Below are 17,480 nucleotides of genomic sequence, written 5' to 3' on the forward strand. Positions count from 1 at the left end.
GTTTTTGCTTTGGGTAAATGGGGTTCTACCAATTGCCACTGGCTATCAGTGATGTCCGTGCTGTAAAATTCTCGGATTATCATTAATTATGGTGAAAATTTTATTCTTTTCACCATTTTCCATTCTTCACCCTACTTTTCAAACACGCTCTTAGATGGATGAACATAGGATGGCTGCCGAACAAAATTAGGTTGAACTTCTTCAGGGAGGATTTCAATTCATTAACTAACCCCAAAAACGATACCGCCATTAGGAAATATATCACCCCTACTGGAGGAACTTTGGCGGTTAGCCTGTGCTGAATTTGTTTAATTAGGCATTAACTTTAGCCTCTGTTTTAGAACTTACCTCCGCCTCTTCGGCGATCGCCAATATTTCTCGCTCAAAAGCAACTTGAGCTCGGTTGGTTCTTCCCCCTAAATAAATTTCCCGTTGACCATTCCCATCAACGCTCAATAACCAGACCTGGGAATGGGAAACATAACTCATCATTACTCCCACCATCAACAAACCAAAACCAAGATAAACAAAAGGAATACCGGGATCAGCTTTAATCTGTAAACCGGTGCTACCCACCAACTCTTCAATTGTTATATTCACTCCATTAATTTCCACCGTAGAACCAGCCCGCACTGCATCAGTCAAATTGCCCTCTTGGTCATAGATGATCATTGTACCTTGGAGGTCTTTAACTAATAGGGCGGCACCTTCGCTAAAGTCAGTTTTAGTGGGAATGTAGGCTCCCCACAACTGGCCACCATTGGCGGTTTGTAAAGGGGCCATGGGAAGTTGCAACACAGGACTATTGTTGAGTTTTACTTTTACCCCCGCAATGCCCCAGTTAGTTTGATAAAAAGTAACGCCTCGATGACGTAGGGGATGGTTAACGGAGATGGTTTGCCGGTCCAATTCTTCCCCTTGATTATTAACCACGGACAAATCAGAATAGAACTGATCAATGGCGCCATTTTCCGTGTAATTAATCCAGAATCGATTGACTTTAATGCCCCAATCCTTGGGAATTTGACTGTCGGCAAGGGGGCCTTTCTCGATAATATTACTTACCTGGAATGTTTCACCACTGGGAATCATATGTTGGGCAAAAAATCCCGTCAATGCTCCCCAAATTGCCCCCCCTAAAATGATTAGCATGGCGGCATGGACAATGATAGGACCGACTTTTCCCATCAGACCTTTACGGGCATAAACACTGTCACCTTCTTGGAAGATTTTGTAACCCCTATCCTGGAGTAAATTTTCAATTTTGTCTCTATCTCCATTGGGTAGAGAAAAACTTAAAGCCAATTTTTTAAACTGCCTTGGTTGGTGATAAAATTGCCAACTGCGAGCTGCTTTTAAAGCAGGAAATTGACGATTAAAGGTACAGGCCGTCAAGCTAGAACCGAAAAGTATTAGCAGCCCCAAAAACCACCAAGTTCGATAGACCTGATTTAAACCTAGTTGTAAAATTACTTGCCAACTTAAGAATCCAAATAGAGCTGGATCTTCAGGATAATTCTGTTGGTAAAAACTTAAACTTTCCCCCTGCTCAATTACCGTACCACTGATACTAAAAACAGCAATTAATAGTAAAAGGGCGATCGCCAGACGGAGATCTGCCAGGGTTTTGAGGCACTGCCGACCTAACTGCTGAAAAAAGTTACTAGGGGAAGGATTGGCAATGGTCATGAAAGAGGTGACAGCGTTAAAGATAGCCCTATCATTGTGCCCCGATCGCCGGCCCCATGGCAATGGAATTTGGTCGATGATCAACAGTTGCTTCTAGACTCTAATCCTGTGGGAAATTCTACCCATTGACTAATCTGCGACCCCGGGGCAGCATGGCACTAGGGCCCCGGCAAGTTGTGGTTAAGTCAATATTGATGTGATTAATGGGCACCCAACCCGCCAGGAAATTAAGAAACAGAGTTTTCCCCCACCCACACAACCATCGTAAGGAAAAACCCATGGCTAATGATCAGGTACCGGCCGGTAAATGTCCTGTAATGCACGGAGCAAATACAACCGGGCAGAACGGCAATCTCAACTGGTGGCCCAATGCGCTGAATCTAGACATATTGCATCAGCATGACCGTAAAACAAATCCTATGGACGGTGGGTTTAACTATGCCGAAGCGTTTCAACAACTGGATTTAGCTGCTGTTAAACAAGACCTACACCATTTGATGACCGATAGCCAAAGTTGGTGGCCCGCCGACTGGGGTCATTACGGTGGATTAATGATTCGTATGGCCTGGCACGCTGCTGGCACTTATCGCATTGCCGATGGTCGGGGTGGGGCCGCCACTGGCAACCAACGCTTCGCCCCCCTGAATAGCTGGCCAGATAACGTCAATTTAGACAAAGCCCGCCGCCTACTCTGGCCGATCAAAAAGAAATATGGCAATAAACTTTCCTGGGGAGATTTGATCATTTTGGCTGGCACCATGGCCTATGAGTCGATGGGGCTCAAGGTTTACGGTTTTGCCGGTGGTCGGGAAGACATTTGGCACCCGGAAAAGGACATTTACTGGGGAGCAGAAAAGGAATGGCTTGCTTCCAGTGACCATCGCTACGGCAGTGAAGACCGGGAAAGCTTAGAAAATCCCTTGGCCGCCGTACAAATGGGATTAATTTACGTTAACCCTGAGGGGGTGGATGGGCACCCGGATCCTTTACGCACAGCTCAGGACGTCCGCACTACCTTTGCCCGCATGGCCATGAATGACGAGGAAACCGTTGCCCTTACCGCTGGGGGGCACACCGTAGGGAAATGCCATGGCAACAGTAAAGCTGAGCTTATAGGGCCAGAACCAGAGGGAGCTGATGTGGTGGAGCAGGGCTTGGGTTGGCACAACCAAAACGGCAAAGGTGTGGGGCGGGAAACTATGTCCAGTGGCATTGAAGGGGCTTGGACCACCCACCCTACCCAGTGGGACAATGGTTATTTTTATATGTTGTTCAACCACGAGTGGGAACTGAAGAAAAGTCCTGCCGGGGCTTGGCAATGGGAACCGGTCAACATTAAAGAAGAGAATAAACCTGTCGATGTGGAAGATCCGAATGTTCGCCACAATCCCATCATGACCGATGCCGATATGGCTATGATTAAGGACCCCATCTATCGACAAATTTCGGAGCGTTTCTATCGGGAGCCAGATTACTTTGCGGAAGTATTTGCCAAAGCTTGGTTTAAACTAACTCACCGAGATCTAGGACCAAAGAGCCGCTACCTTGGTCCCGATGTGCCCCAGGAAGATTTAATTTGGCAAGACCCCATTCCCCCAGTGGATTACACCCTTTCTGAAGGGGAAATTAAGGAGCTTGAACAACAGATTTTAGCCTCCGGCTTAACAGTTTCTGAACTAGTTTGTACTGCCTGGGATAGTGCCCGTACCTTCCGTGGTTCCGACTATCGAGGGGGAGCCAATGGGGCCCGGATCCGCCTAGAACCCCAAAAGAATTGGCCCGGCAATGAGCCAGCTCGGTTGGCAAAAGTCTTGGCGGTGCTGGAAAATATCCAAGCTAATTTTGCTAAGCCGGTCAGTCTAGCGGACTTAATTGTGCTAGGAGGGGGAGCGGCGATCGCCAAAGCGGCCCTTGATGGGGGGATCGAGGTTAATGTACCCTTCCTGCCCGGCCGGGGGGATGCCACCCAAGCCATGACTGACGCAGAATCCTTTACTCCGTTGGAACCGATCCACGATGGCTATCGTAACTGGCTAAAACAGGATTACGCTGTGCCACCAGAGGAATTACTGTTGGAGCGCACCCAATTAATGGGACTGACGGCACCGGAAATGACTGTTTTAATCGGTGGTATGCGGGTGTTAGGTACTAACCATGGCGGAGCCAAGCATGGAGTCTTTACCGACCGGGTAGGAGTACTCAGTAACGACTTCTTCGTCAATTTGACTGATATGGCCTACCAATGGCGACCGGCGGGCTCCAATCTCTATGAAGTCGGCGATCGCCAAACGGGGGAAGTTAAATGGACTGCCACTAAAGTAGACCTAGTGTTTGGTTCCAACTCCATCCTACGCTCCTACGCAGAAGTCTATGCCCAGGACGACAATCAGGAAAAATTTGTCCGTGATTTTGTGGCCGCCTGGACTAAAGTGATGAATGCCGACCGGTTTGATCTCCCTAGGGGCTAGTTGGCACAATAGAAGCATCACAAAATTCAGGCAACATTTCAGCAATCCATGGCAGACCAATTGATCCGCGCCACCGCCGCCGATGGGGGTATTCGCGCAGTGGGAGTAATTACCACCAACCTGACTGAGGAAGCCCGCCAACGCCATCAACTTTCCTACGTTGCCACCGCTGCCCTCGGCCGCACCATGGCCGCTGGGTTACTGCTGGCTTCTAGCATGAAGCAGGAGAAATCCCGGGTAAATATCCGCATCCGTGGTAACGGCCCCCTCGGGGGTCTGTTGGTAGATGCAGGCTTAGACGGTACAGTACGAGGGTACGTACAAAATCCTTCGGTGGAACTCCCTCCCAATGCCCAAGGCAAATTGGACGTAGGGGGCGCAGTGGGCCAGGATGGCTTTCTCTATGTGGTGCGGGATGTGGGCTTTGGCTATCCCTACTCCAGCACAGTGGAGTTAGTTTCCGGGGAAATTGGTGAGGATGTCACCCATTATTTAGTCACCTCCGAACAGACTCCCTCCGCCCTGTTGTTGGGGGTCTTTGTGGGCAAAGATGGGGTAACCGCCGCCGGGGGGCTACTTTTACAGGTAATGCCCAAGGCTGCCCGGGACGAAGCATTGGTTGCCGCTTTGGAATCCCGATTGGGGCACTTGACCGGCTTCACGCCCCTTTTGCGTTCAGGCAAATCCCTCAAAGATATCTTTCAAGAATTATTGGGGGATTTTGGTCTGGCCATTCTGCCGGAAGTGCAACTTTTACGCTTTGATTGTCGCTGTTCCTTTCCCCGGGTGTTGGGAGCCCTAAAAATACTGGGACAAGATGAACTAGAAGATATGATCGAAAAAGACAATGGAGCCGAAGCCACCTGCGATTTTTGCGGTGAAGTCTACCAGGCCGATCGCCATCATCTGGCCCAGTTAATTGGGGAAATCCAGCGGGAAAAAGCCGAAAAGCTTTAAATTCGTCTACCCAGAAATGGCCAGCCAACCATGTAGTGGGGAAGGTGGAAAACATTCAACGGTTGGCCTTTAGCCATTGGCGAAACTCCTTCAGGGCCGCCGTTTCCCCGATCGCCAAACTACGTTCAATCACCAAAGGGACTTGTTCCAGAGGCAAAAAGGGAAAAGTGGGACTCCGATCAATGGGTTCATACTGCCCCGACTCCGGTTGGAGCACAAATACCCCTAGGCGATCGCCGTCATAGCGCCAAATCTCCGGTATGCCTAAATTGCTGTAGATCGGAAACTTGTTCAAGGAGCCACTGGTAATATCAATTTCCAACACCAAATCTGGGGGAGGATCGACGGTTAGATCAATGTGCTGTTTGCCCCGCACCTGGGGTTCATTTTCTAGGTAATAGCAGGAATCCGGCTCCACTCCCTGTTTAGTTCGATCAATCTTTAAGGTTAATGAGCCAAACTTTTTAAGATTTAAACCTAGTTCATCGGCGATCGCTCGAATGAGGTCATCAATAAAGCGATTGTTGTTTTCGTGAACACCCAAGGGACTCATAATCTCTAGAATTCCACAGTCGTAGGCAAATCTTTGACTCCGTTTTTCTCCCAATTCTTCCAATAATTGATTGAATGTATCCCAACTAACTGGATCCAGCAGAATAAGATGGTCTGCCCTGGGCTTGGTTAAAGTTTGTTGTTGACGAGTTTCTAGATCAATCGCCATATCACCACCTCTCCCTAGGAATTGTGTGCTTGTTAAAAAACTGATCTTTTTACCCCGATCCTACTCCCGGATGCTGGATCTGAAAAATCCTAAAGAACCTAATTCACAGGCCAAAGGTAAAGCAAAATGAATAAAATAATCCAAATTACATCGACAAAATGCCAAAATAAGGCGATCGCCGTTACCCCTTCATGGCCTTGATCAAAATTGTGGGGCTGGAGGGAGCGCCAATACATATAAAGCAACAGGCAGACCCCGGTGAAAACGTGCAGTCCATGGAAACCAGTCAGTAAAAAGAAGGTTCCCCCGGCTGATCCCGCATCCAGTCCAAAGGGCATACCAGCCCACTCCGCCGCCTGACCAAAAAGAAAAACAATCCCTAGACTTATGGTGGCTAACCACAGTAGGCGAAATAACTTCATTTCTCCTCGGTGCAGGGCTTTTTCTGCCAAGATAATCGCTCCGCTACTGGTAACTAGCACCACGGTGTTAATGGCTCCCCTCGTCACGTCTAAACCGTCTACCCCAGGGGGAAACCAGGGTTTATTGGTCAGCCGCAGAATGGTGTAGGTGACAAAAAAGCTGATAAATACCACACTTTCCGACATTAAAAAGACAGGAAAACCAAAGCCTAAATTATCCGGTTCCTGCCCTTCGGTCGGTTTGCCATGGGGGAGATGATTACCTGATTCCATAAAATTTCCTCGTATGCTTGCTCAGTTAACGGGGTCAACGGCGGAAAAAGCCCATACTATGTGGTTACTTCAGTGGTCAAATCCACAGGGCGATCGTAACCATAGGGTTCCACCGTAATGGTAGGAATAACTTCAAAGTTTTCCTCCGGTGGCGGCGACGGTGTGGTCCACTCCAAACCTAAAGAATTCCAAGGATTATTGCCTACCCGACGACCCTGGAAGGCGGAGGCCACCATATTGGCAATGAACGGTAGAGTAGACATGCCCAACATGAACGCCCCCAAACTGGCCACCACATTCCAGGTAGTGTATTCCGGGTCGTAGGAAGAAATGCGCCGCAACATCCCCTGTAACCCAATGGGATGCATGGGGAAGAAGTTTAAATTAGCACCAATGAAAGTCAAAGCAAAATGGAGCTTGCCCCAGGCTTCGTTATACATACGCCCAGTCATTTTCGGAAACCAGAAATAAATTGCCCCATAAATGGCCATGGTCACAGTGCCGAAGACCACATAATGGAAGTGCCCCACCACAAAATAGGTGTTATTGACATGTAAGTCGAAGGGAGCAGAAGCTAGCATAATGCCCGTGATGCCCGCAAACAGGAACATGACAATTCCCCCTAAACAGAACAGCATGGGGGTTTTCAGGCGTAAACTCCCCCGCCACACCGTTGCTGTCCAGGCTAAAACTTTGATTCCCGTCGGTACAGCGATGAGCATGGTGCTAGCCATGAAAAACATCCGCATCCAGTTGGGGGTGGCACTGGTAAACATATGGTGTACCCAAACGAAGGTGCCCTGGATAGCAATGAGAAAAGAAGAAATCGCGACAGTTTTATAGCCAAACAGTGGTTTACGGGCAAAAACCGGCAATATTTCCGAAAATACCCCAAAGGCGGGCAGGGCCATGACGTAGACGGCCGGGTGGGAATAGAACCAAAATAAATGTTGATAAATGATTGGGTTGCCCTGGTTAAAGGGATCAAAAAAAGTAGTGCCAAAGGAAAGGTCAAAGAGCAACATTATGGCCCCTCCGGTTAACGCTGGCAGACAAAAGAGTTGCAAAATTTGGGCACTCAAAATTGTCCAGACGTAAACAGGCATTTTTAACAGGGTTAGTCCTGGGGCTCGCAATTTCCAGACGGTGGTGACAAAGTTAACTCCCCCCATAATGGAAGAAACGCCCGAAGTGGCCACTGCCAAAAGCCAAAGAAATTCGCCGTTAATGAAATTACCCGACGGATTTTGGATGCTCACCGGGGGATAGGACCACCACCCCGCCTGGGCCGTACCAGTGGGCAAGAAAAAACTGCCAATCAATAACACTCCCACCACTGGCATTAACCAAAAGGCAATCGCATTCAACACCGGAAAAGCTACGTCCTTGGCACCGATCATCAGGGGAATTAAGTAATTGGCTAACCCCACATTGGCTGGAAAAATCCAGAGGAAAATCATAATGGTGCCATGGAGGGTAAATAGACCGTTGTAGAGGCTACGGTCCACCACGTCCAATTGGGGGGTGAGTAATTCTGCCCGGATAATCATGGCCAATAATCCCGCCACTAAGAAAAAGCAGAAGGACATCAGCAAATATTGAATGCCGATGACTTTATGGTCTGTGCTGAATTTGAGATAGTCGTGCCAGGGGCGGTGAAGGGGAACCGATGCGGTGGGCTGGTAGGTCATGCGCTCTGAGCGGGAAAGGGCAGTGCTTGTTTATTTTTAACAGAAAGCTATGCAGTGGGCACCGATTGTTCCTAAATTTGTTCTGGATCAATGCCCAGCCTCCTGAATTCATCCCCCTGGCGATTGCTATTGGTTTATTTAACATACTTGTCCCGATCGCCGTTGGTTTGTTGTAAAAGACGATGGAGTTCAGGCCATTGTTGGTTACTAATTAGGGTAATTAGCTGATCCAGGTGCTGACGATAGTCTTGCAAACTTTTTAGCAAAGCCCGTTGGTTATAGGTGGCCATCATGGTGCCCAACTCCGGGTTGCCGCCTCCCACCCGACTGGTATCCCGAAAACCCGAACTGGCCAAATTTTGGGCTAGTTTGAGAATATCCCCATCTTTTTCACCAGCACAGGCTTGGATTAAAGCAGCACTCACCATTACAGGTAAATGGGAAATCCAGGCTACTGCCTGGTCATGGTCCGCCGGAGTGCAGAGGTAAATTTTTACCCCCAGGGGTTCTAAAACTGAACGTAAACAGGCCAATTGCTCTGGGTCAGTACTTTCCGTGGGAGTGAGCACGTAGGGAGCGTTGACAAACAAATTTTCTTCTGCCCCGTCAATGCCCTGGGCCGCTGTCCCTGCCATGGGGTGACCACCAATGAACCCAGACCAAAGTTGACTGGCCGGTGCGGCGATCGCCGTTTTGACGGAGGCCACATCGGTGACAATGGCTGTGGGCACTAAGTAGGGAATTAACTTTTCCAGGGTGGGCAAAACTAGTTCAATGGGGGTGCAAAGAAAAATAATTTCTGCTGTTTGCAAAAGAGATAAATCTTGGCCCGCTTCATCCACGAATTGTCTTTCTACTGCTTTTTCACAGGTGCTTTGTTGCCGAGAAACCCCGATTAAATAATGGCCCTGACGACGCAAGTCTCCCGCTAGGGAAGCCCCAATTAAACCTAAACCAACAACACCAATTTTCATTTAATTTCAATTCATCTTCATTGATTTTTATCAAACTCTATTCAGGAAGTTCAACAGGTCAGGAAAATTATCGAATTGCTTCAATTTTGCCACGGATCATCTATGGGGGGATGCAGTCCCGTTTTCAACCAAAATCGTCGTGTTTCCTGGATAGAATCTTCCTCTGGATAACGGGTATCATTTAAATCAAGTCGGATACACGTCGCACGACCGGTTGGTGTGGTTCCTTGTATTATTATCCCTCTATTTGTCCAAATGAAATGTTCTGCCCAATTCTGTTGGCGGGGGTTAAAAATGGCAACAATACTTTTAGTTTGTGGATCTATACTGGCCACAAAGTTATAGCGCCTTTCGTTACAACGACGACAAGCAAGCGCAAGGTTATCAAATGTGTCAGAACCACCTAAAGATTTGGGAATTACATGATCAATAGTGAATCTGTTTGCACTTAATCGTTCTGGGGAATGACAATATTCACAGATATATCTTGCCCGTTGCCGAATAGCTTGTTTGAGATCTTCACTGATTGGCATCTTGGGCTGCTAGCATTGCGTTAATATGTGTAAAAATACGGTCTAATTCACCAATAGCATCCAATTCAGCAATTTCCTCGATGGTAATTTGGTCGGATTTTTTCTTTTGTAAAAGATCTTCCATTCGTAATTGTAAGGATTCATTAAACTTGAATAAATTCCAGCTACCGACCTTTTCTAAATGAATTTCGTGAACTAAAGAAGATGGTTTGCTAAAAGTTGTAACCATTTAAAACCTCACGAGCATTTGTTTGGGAAATTATTATTGTTTTAATCAGCCCAATTATAACGTTTCCAACATCAAACAAGACTAAATGAGGCATAACTGTTTCTTTAATTTCCAGAGGTGAACTCTGCCAAAAACTCCAATAGTGCCAGGGGAGCTACCGGGTTTCCTTCTTCATTCAAAGGCGGACTATAACAGGCAAAAATGGTCGGTGACTGGGCTGGCAAACAAGCCAAAATTAAACCACTTACCCCGGATTTGCAGATAAAGCCGGTGCGCCGAAAAAACGCTTCTGACATTTCATACAGTCCCGCTTTGGCCATGGTAGCTTTGACTCTGGCAGTGGTGTCCGGTTGTAACGGCGGCTGGGGACACTGTAACGCTAGACCCAGCTTGAATAAATCCTTGAGACAACCACTCAAACAACAAAGTTGGTTATAGGTTTCTAGAGCCAGGGCCGCATCTTCCACATAACCTTTTGCTGCTAACAAATGGGCGATCGCCAGATTGCGGGGATTGGGCAGGGAATGGACTGAAGCCAATAGTTCTTGGTCAAGCCAGAGTTGACATTGGGCGGTGTGGTTTAACCAAGTGAGAAAATTTTCACACCGTTGCTCTGCCGTTGCTCCTGGAATCTGACCCGCTAAGCAGATGGCACCACTGTTAACCATGGTGTTGCGGGGATAACCCCCATCCTGTTGCAATTGCTCCACGGAATTAAACGGTAAATCCGAAGGGCGATCGCCAACTTTTTGCTCGGCCCACTGCCAACCCCGGTGATGGAGTATGTAAAGCCACAGGAAGGGTTTGACCACACTCATCAGACTAAACGTTAAGTCCGTATCTCCTGCTTCGTAAATAATGCCGTTTTCATCGCCAATGTCCAACGCAAAATTAGCTGGATTAACCAAGCCCAACTGAGGAATGTATTGGGGCAACTTACCGTTGAGGGCCTGAAGACGGGCAGCTTCTACCCATGTTTGCCATTGTTTGGTTGTAATGGCTCTGTAATTGGCGATCGCCATGGCATTAGGTTTAGGTATAGATTGATGATGTACGACTTTGGGATCTGAGTTTAGGCCAATCCCCATCGTTATTCACCCTTTGTGATCCGTTGCGTCCCCCATGACCGTTCCTCCCTTTGATTTCAGTCACTATTTCACCTACCAGGAAATAGACCAGTTTTTACAACAACTGCAAAGTAATTACAGTTTCCTACTAACGGTGCAAACCATTGGCCAAAGCTATGCCGGTCGCGACATTTGGGTGGCGATCGCCACTAATCAGGCTACGGGGGACTATCGCCATAAACCCGGTTACTGGATCGATGCCAACACCCACGCTGGGGAAGTGACGGGGTCGGCGGTGGCCTTGTATTGCCTGCATCAACTGATGACCAAGTATGGGGAAGATGCCCAAATTACCCATTTGCTTGACCACTACACCGTTTACGTCCTACCCCGGCTAGCCATGGATGGAGCGGAAAAATATTTAACCACCCCCTACCTGTTGCGATCCAGTGTGCGACCCTATCCCTACCCCGAAGAAAGAGATGGTCTTTACCCTGAGGATGTCAACGGTGACGGTTTAATTTTGCAAATGCGTCTTCCCGATTCCTGTGGTGCCTGGAAAATTTCTGATCAAGATCCCAGGGTAATGATCGGGCGATCGCCAGAGGAATTTGGCGGTGAATACTACACTTTGTTGCCAGAAGGTCTGATCCGCAACTATGACGGCTACGAATTTGACCTTGCCCCCACGCAGGAAGGATTGGATTTTAATCGCAACTATCCCCACCAATGGGCCCCGGAAGGACAACAGCAGGGTGCCGGAGATTTCCCCTTTTCTGAACCGGAAACCAGAGCAGAAGCCGAATTTTGGCAACAGCATCGCAATATTAATGGTTTTATTAGCTACCACACCTATTCGGCCGTGATTCTGCGCCCTTACGCTTCCCAAGCAGATGAAAATTTGCCCGTAGAAGACCTAGAAGTGTACAAAATTCTTGGGCAAAAGGGCAAAGAATTGACTGGTTACAATTGCATTTCCGCTTACCACGATTTTCGCTACCATCCCAAAGAAGTCATCTACGGGGTAATGGATGATTATGCCTATGACCACTACGGTTGGTTTGGTTTTACAGTGGAACTTTGGGACGCTCCCACCGCGGCAGGCATTGAAAAAGAAGATTTAATCGAATGGTTCCGTTGGCATCCTCCAGAAGACGATTACAAACTGATGCAATGGAATGACCAAGCGTTGAGCGGCGAGGGTTTTGTCCATTGGCAACCCTTTGATCATCCCCAACTAGGCAAGGTGGAAATTGGCGGTTGGAGTTTTAAAACCATGTGGCAAAATGCTCCAGCTCAGTTTTTACCCGAACTCTGTGAGCAACAGTTTCGCTTTGCCATTACCCATGCCCTCATGGCTCCCCGTTTGGCAGTGGCTAAAGCCGAAATTACTGCCCAAGGAGAAAATATTTACCAAATCACAGTGCAATGGGAAAATCAGGGTTTCTTGCCCACCTACACCAGTCAAAAAGCTCTGGAAAGGAAAGCGGTGCGTCCCATTAAAATTAACCTGGAAAAATCCGACGACGTAATGTTAATTACCGGAAAACTGCAACAGGAATTACCACATTTAGAAGGAAGATCCAACAAAGCGAAATCTTCCTTAGCCAATGGTATTGATTATCGCCATCACTTAATTTGGGTAATTAGGGGTAACCCCGGAGAAAAGTTAACTATTACTGCCCAGGCTGAGAGGGCTGGCACGGTACAAACGGAGTTAGTCCTACCTTAGGATATAGGCAATAGCACAATCTTTTTTCAAGTAACTTAATAAACCACAAAAAAGGAATGGGTATGACTATAATTTTGATATTGGTAGCGTTAGTGGTGATATTTTTACTAGTAATTTTCTTTCAGACAGGAACACCCAGTGCGCCTCGAGATGTTACCTATACCAGGGAAATTATTCAGCAATTATCTGCCAATGAAAAAGAACAGATCATGACACTACTGAGGCAAGGCAAGAAAATCGAAGCGATCAAAATCTGCCGATCTCTAACTGGTTGCGGCCTCAAGGAAGCTAAAGATACGGTAGAAAAGCTGCTGGAAACTTCCTGATTCAAAGATTCAAATCAAATAACCACCACTCTAGATTTATCTACTTAACCGAGAAAAACTTTCAAAGAGATTGTTTTGATTATGCTTTTATCAACGAGGAAACAATGGCTACTCACTCTAATTTCTTTACTGGCGATCGCCGTTAATGGCTGTGATCGAACATCTCCTAGGGAAGTAGTGGTCTACGTCTCCGTTGATCGCATTTATGCGGAACCAATTTTAGAAAAGTTTTCCCAAGCAACTGGCATCAAGGTATTGCCGGTTTATGACGTGGAAGCAACTAAAACCACAGGGCTGGCCAATCGTCTGTTACTGGAAAAAAATCGTCCCCAGGCGGATGTCTTTTGGAGTGGGGAGTTTGTGCAAACCCTAATGCTTAAACAGCAAAATGTACTTGTGCCCTATACCTCCGCCAGTGGTGAACAGTTGCCAGCCCAATATCGAGATCCCCAAGGTTATTGGTACGGAGTCGGGGGACGAGCGAGGATTTTACTGGCCAACACCGAAAAGCTGGCGGAAAATCAATATCCCCAATCATTAACCGATCTGGTGTCCCTGGCCGCTGGAGGTCAACCTGTGGGCATTGCCTATCCCATTTTTGGTACCTCCGCAACCCATGCCGCGGCTCTCTATGCCCATTGGGGGAATGCCCAGGCCGAGCAATTTTATCGTTCTCTCCAAGAAAAAGGAGTGCGGGTGGTGGACGGTAATTCGGTGGTTAGGGATTTGGTAGTTAACGGTCAATTGGCGATCGGGCTGACGGATACCGATGATGCTTGTAGCGCAGTGGCCAAGGGAGAACCAGTGGAGATAATTTTCCCCGATCAAGGGCCAGGACAAATGGGAGCCTTTGTGTTGACTGGCTCTGTGGCATTAATTGCCAACGCTCCCCACCCGGAAGCGGGCCAAGCTCTGGTGGATTTTTTAATCGCTCCCAGTACGGAAGCTGAATTAATTCAACTTGGGGGCAGTCAGTTACCCCTCCATTCCAGTTCTCCAGTTTCCACCTGCCTGGAAAATTTCGTGGTCAAACCGATGGCAGTCAATCCTACCCAGGTATTTGAACAGTTGGAGACTTCTAAGCGTGATTTACAAACTATTTTTGTGCGCTGATGCGATCGCCAACTAGCTTTGGGGGGTACTGGGAAAAATTGGGGCTGATGGTTTCGGCCCTGGTTATTTTTAGCCCACTGTTGGCCCTGGTCATTGGGGCTTTCATGGGCATAATGGCAGGTCACCTGGATTGGTTGGCGCTAGCATTACCCTGGGGGCGACGGGGACATCTGCTTTGGCAAAGTATTAAATTGGCCGGAATCGTGGCGATCGCCGGCACCGTAGTGGGGGCTATGATTGCTTGTTTAGGTTGGCAATACCAGGCCGTCAGACGTTGGCGCTGGTGTCTATTGCCCTTATTATTCATACCGCCCTATATCCATGCCTTGGCCTGGTCTAAGTTAGGGACAGTATTGGGAAAAACTCTAACCCTGGTGGGTATTAATGGGGATATTCTGCCCCCTTGGTGGGGGTGTGCTGGCATTGAATTAATGGCTTGGTTACCTCTAGCGGTGGGTCTGACCCTGATTGGTTTTCTAGCTGTCCCCTTAGATCCCATAGAAGCCGCTCGGTTACTAGCCCAGGATGAACAGGTTTTGCAGAAAGTGGTGCTGCCCTTAGCCATGCCTAGTTTTTGGGCCAGTGGTGCATTGCTATTTTTATTGAGCCTCACTGACTACAGCATCCCCTCCCTGTTTGGCGTCAGTTCCTACGCCCTGGAAATTTTTGCTGAATACAGCGCCAGCAACGAACCAATACGGGCTTTTTTCCTTGCCATTCCCCTGCTCCTAATATCTGCCCTAGGAATTATTTCTCTCCAAACTCCCCTACAACAAACTCTACAAAAACGCATCCAATGCCCAGCTTGGCAAATTCCCTGGCAATGGCCCCGGTGGTTACTGACCCTCCAGGCGATCGCCGTGGGTTTAGGCCTGCTCCAGATAATTGTCCCCCTCGGCAGTTTGGTGATGATCAATTTCCAACAGGGAAAATATCCCCTTAGTACCCTAGAGTCAGCCTTCCCAGAGGTGGGGGTCACCCTCGGATTAGCTAGTTCAACGGCCATTCTTTCCCTGCCTTTAGCCTTGGCCATCAATGCCTTATTACAAAGGGAAAGTCCTTGGCAATGGCTTGTCTGGTCCCTACTCATTGGTGCCTTAGTTTTACCTGCTCCCCTAGTGGGAGTGGGGTTAATTGCCCTGGGGTATGCCCCTTGGGGTAATCCTTTTTACGGCGGCCTGGCCATGCCTATCCTTGCCCACCTAGCCCGCTTTACCCCCATGGCCGCCCTGATACTTTTTGCCCAACAACGACAATTAGACCCTGGCCTCTGGGACAGTACTTTTTTAGTGCCCGGGCCCCGTTGGCGTATTTGGCTTTATCTGCGTTTTCCCCTTTTACTTCCTGGTCTGTTGGCTGCTGCTGGGGTCGTCTTTGCCTTCAGTGCGGGGGAGTTGGGAGCAACATTGATTGTTATTCCTCCGGGCTATTCCACCTTGACCCTGCGGATTTATAACTATCTACACTACGGTGCTTCCGGGGAAGTGGCCCTTCTTTGTTTGTTCATGGTGGGGGGAGCGGCCATTGTCGGGGGATTCCTATCCATCGTTCTGCTGATGGGTTCATCTTTGCTGAGCCGGGGGAAAAAGTATGATCAGAGTTGAACAGGTGAGCAAAACCTATGGTTCCGTGGCGGTGTTACGGCAACTATGTCTAACTATTCCTCCAGGGAGAAAAACTGCCATTCTTGGCCGTTCCGGTAGCGGTAAAACCACCCTCCTGCGACTGATTGCTGGTCTCGATCGCCTGGATGGGGGAGAAATTTACCTTGGCGATCGCCAGGTTAGTTGTCCCCAGCATTATCTACCGCCCCACCAAAGGGGTATTGGTTTTGTTTTTCAATCTCCGGCTCTCTGGCCCCATCTCACTGTCCAGCAAAACATCGCTTTTGGCCTCGCCCACCTTAGCAAAACAGAGCAACAACAGCGCATTGAGCCATTGTTAGCACGATTAGCTATTGCCCCCCTGATAGATCGCTATCCCCACCAACTATCGGGAGGAGAAGCCAAACGGGTAGCCTTTGCCCGTACCCTAGCTCCCCGGCCGCCTTTTTTACTGTTGGATGAACCCCTTTCCAACCTTGATCAAAGTTTAAAAGAAGAGCTACTAACCTATCTTCAGGATTACTTAGACTTCACCCAGGCTTGTACCCTCTACGTCACCCATGATTTAGCTGAAGCCCAATTTCTAACCTCGGATATTCAGCTTCTCCGGGACGGTCAATTAGTCCCCCATTCCAATCCCTGAGCCCAGGAGGCTTTGTGAAAATGAAACCATGGCGTTTTCTGTTGCTATTGGGCATTTTTGTGATCCTCTCTGTGGAGTTATTGGGTTTAATGCGGCGCAATTTCCAATCCAAAAGACGCCCTGGTTGGCAAATAATTCGTCCCCCCCACGAAGTGTCAGCTCTGGTTTTACAGAATCAAATACTTTGGTCTGGGGGAAAAGATGGCGTGGTGGGTATTGATATCCAAAAGCGAGAAATTGTTAAAACCATCACCTGCGATCCCCCGGTTAATTTTGTCCAGGCTTTAGTTCTTGATCGACAAAACTGGCTCTGGATTGCCCATAACAAAGGACTGAGCTATTACGACGGTCAACGTTGCCAAGCTTATCAATCGGATGATTCCCGCTTCCGTGAACCCATCAATACCCTCTATCTCGATCGCCAGGGGCAGTTGTGGATTGGCACTTGGCAGGGGGCGGCGGTGAAAGAAAAAGCGGGATGGCGTTGGTTAGGAATGGCTGATGGTTTACCAGATTTAATGATTAATCTCATTGCCCAAGACTCTCAGGGGGGAATGTGGTTCGGTTCCTCTGTGGCTCCCCGGGGTGGCCTCAATTATTGTCTTAAGAAAACCTGTCAAAAATTCTCTACCAGCAATGGACTGCCCCATAATAATATTACGAGCCTCTGGATCGAGGATAGCAATAAGGTTTGGGTCGGAACTGGTTTCTTTGACCGAGGCGGAGCGGTCCAACTGGAAACTGACAGATCTGGCTGGGCAATCCGACAAACTTTAACGGCGGAAAGCGGGTTAGCCGGGGCCAAAGTGCGCTCCATTTACCAAGACCGCCAAGGGATACTCTGGTTCGGCTCGGAAAATGATGGTTTAGCCCGACGTTCTGGAAATAAATGGTTGACCTTCACCACGGCAGATGGGTTAGCCAACCAAGAGATAAAAGTCATGCTGGAAGATCAGGCGGGCAACTTTTGGATTGGTACCAAGGACGGTGTCAACTATATTCCTGCTGAACAGCTGCTGAAATTAGGAGACAAGTAAC

The 17,480-nt window shown here is 48.3% G+C and carries 16 protein-coding genes; 8 read left to right on the plus strand and 8 right to left on the minus strand.

The genetic code is table 11. The features are described from left to right. Positions 1 to 312: 312 nt before the first annotated feature. Complete coding sequence (locus BWK47_RS07935) at positions 313 to 1,689, minus strand: cytochrome c biogenesis protein (protein ID WP_162329647.1); 1,377 nt, start codon at positions 1,687 to 1,689, stop codon at positions 313 to 315. Between the two features lie 278 nt (positions 1,690 to 1,967). On the opposite strand from BWK47_RS07935, the gene katG reads away from it, so the two are divergent. After that, positions 1,968 to 4,157 (plus strand): catalase/peroxidase HPI, encoded by a 2,190-nt coding sequence (katG, locus tag BWK47_RS07940; protein ID WP_204250488.1) that lies wholly within the window; start codon positions 1,968 to 1,970, stop codon positions 4,155 to 4,157. Between the two features lie 48 nt (positions 4,158 to 4,205). After that, positions 4,206 to 5,114: an Hsp33 family molecular chaperone HslO gene (hslO, locus tag BWK47_RS07945; protein ID WP_162328231.1), complete on the plus strand. Its 909-nt coding sequence runs from the start codon at positions 4,206 to 4,208 to the stop codon at positions 5,112 to 5,114. Between the two features lie 55 nt (positions 5,115 to 5,169). Here hslO and BWK47_RS07950 read toward each other — a convergent pair whose 3' ends face one another. The 7 genes from BWK47_RS07950 to BWK47_RS07980 form a co-directional block, all read right to left on the minus strand. Beyond that, positions 5,170 to 5,835 (minus strand): Uma2 family endonuclease, encoded by a 666-nt coding sequence (locus BWK47_RS07950; protein ID WP_162328232.1) that lies wholly within the window; start codon positions 5,833 to 5,835, stop codon positions 5,170 to 5,172. Positions 5,836 to 5,933: 98 nt separating this feature from the next. After that, the gene (locus BWK47_RS07955; protein ID WP_162328233.1) at positions 5,934 to 6,530 is read right to left on the minus strand and encodes a cytochrome c oxidase subunit 3; all 597 of its coding nucleotides are present in this window, start codon (positions 6,528 to 6,530) and stop codon (positions 5,934 to 5,936) included. A gap of 56 nt (positions 6,531 to 6,586) precedes the next feature. Then, positions 6,587 to 8,221: a cytochrome c oxidase subunit I gene (locus BWK47_RS07960; RefSeq protein ID WP_162328234.1), complete on the minus strand. Its 1,635-nt coding sequence runs from the start codon at positions 8,219 to 8,221 to the stop codon at positions 6,587 to 6,589. A 134-nt stretch (positions 8,222 to 8,355) separates the two neighbouring features. Further along, on the minus strand, positions 8,356 to 9,195 hold the full coding sequence (locus tag BWK47_RS07965; RefSeq protein ID WP_162328235.1) for a prephenate/arogenate dehydrogenase: 840 nt from the start codon (positions 9,193 to 9,195) through the stop codon (positions 8,356 to 8,358). 80 nt (positions 9,196 to 9,275) lie between these two features. Further along, on the minus strand, positions 9,276 to 9,728 hold the full coding sequence (locus BWK47_RS07970; RefSeq protein ID WP_162328236.1) for an HNH endonuclease: 453 nt from the start codon (positions 9,726 to 9,728) through the stop codon (positions 9,276 to 9,278). Beyond that, positions 9,715 to 9,957: a hypothetical protein gene (locus tag BWK47_RS07975; RefSeq protein ID WP_162328237.1), complete on the minus strand. Its 243-nt coding sequence runs from the start codon at positions 9,955 to 9,957 to the stop codon at positions 9,715 to 9,717. Before BWK47_RS07975 ends, BWK47_RS07970 begins: the two co-directional genes overlap by 14 nt. Before the next feature lie 104 nt (positions 9,958 to 10,061). Next, positions 10,062 to 11,045, minus strand: a complete 984-nt coding sequence (locus tag BWK47_RS07980) for a glutaminase (protein ID WP_162328238.1) — start codon at positions 11,043 to 11,045, stop codon at positions 10,062 to 10,064. Positions 11,046 to 11,079: 34 nt separating this feature from the next. Between BWK47_RS07980 and BWK47_RS07985 the strand changes: the two genes are divergently transcribed. The 6 genes from BWK47_RS07985 to BWK47_RS08010 all read left to right on the plus strand — a co-directional run bounded on the left by BWK47_RS07985 (position 11,080) and on the right by BWK47_RS08010 (position 17,479). After that, positions 11,080 to 12,756, plus strand: coding sequence for a M14 family metallopeptidase (locus BWK47_RS07985; protein WP_162328239.1), 1,677 nt, complete (start codon positions 11,080 to 11,082; stop codon positions 12,754 to 12,756). A 62-nt stretch (positions 12,757 to 12,818) separates the two neighbouring features. Continuing rightward, the gene (locus BWK47_RS07990; protein WP_237269950.1) at positions 12,819 to 13,082 is read left to right on the plus strand and encodes a ribosomal protein bL12; all 264 of its coding nucleotides are present in this window, start codon (positions 12,819 to 12,821) and stop codon (positions 13,080 to 13,082) included. 81 nt (positions 13,083 to 13,163) lie between these two features. Continuing rightward, positions 13,164 to 14,195 (plus strand): extracellular solute-binding protein, encoded by a 1,032-nt coding sequence (locus BWK47_RS07995; RefSeq protein WP_162328241.1) that lies wholly within the window; start codon positions 13,164 to 13,166, stop codon positions 14,193 to 14,195. Between the two features lie 47 nt (positions 14,196 to 14,242). Then, the gene (locus tag BWK47_RS08000; protein WP_237269952.1) at positions 14,243 to 15,799 is read left to right on the plus strand and encodes an ABC transporter permease; all 1,557 of its coding nucleotides are present in this window, start codon (positions 14,243 to 14,245) and stop codon (positions 15,797 to 15,799) included. After that, positions 15,786 to 16,442 carry an ABC transporter ATP-binding protein gene (locus tag BWK47_RS08005; protein WP_162328243.1) on the plus strand — a complete coding sequence of 219 codons (657 nt, stop codon included), beginning with the start codon at positions 15,786 to 15,788 and terminating at the stop codon, positions 16,440 to 16,442. Before BWK47_RS08000 ends, BWK47_RS08005 begins: the two co-directional genes overlap by 14 nt. A gap of 20 nt (positions 16,443 to 16,462) precedes the next feature. Further along, the gene (locus BWK47_RS08010) at positions 16,463 to 17,479 is read left to right on the plus strand and encodes a ligand-binding sensor domain-containing protein (RefSeq protein WP_237269953.1); all 1,017 of its coding nucleotides are present in this window, start codon (positions 16,463 to 16,465) and stop codon (positions 17,477 to 17,479) included. The last annotated feature ends 1 nt before the right edge of the window (position 17,480 follow it).

The organism is Synechocystis sp. CACIAM 05 (assembly GCF_010222815.1).
GTDB lineage: Bacteria > Cyanobacteriota > Cyanobacteriia > Cyanobacteriales > Microcystaceae > Synechocystis.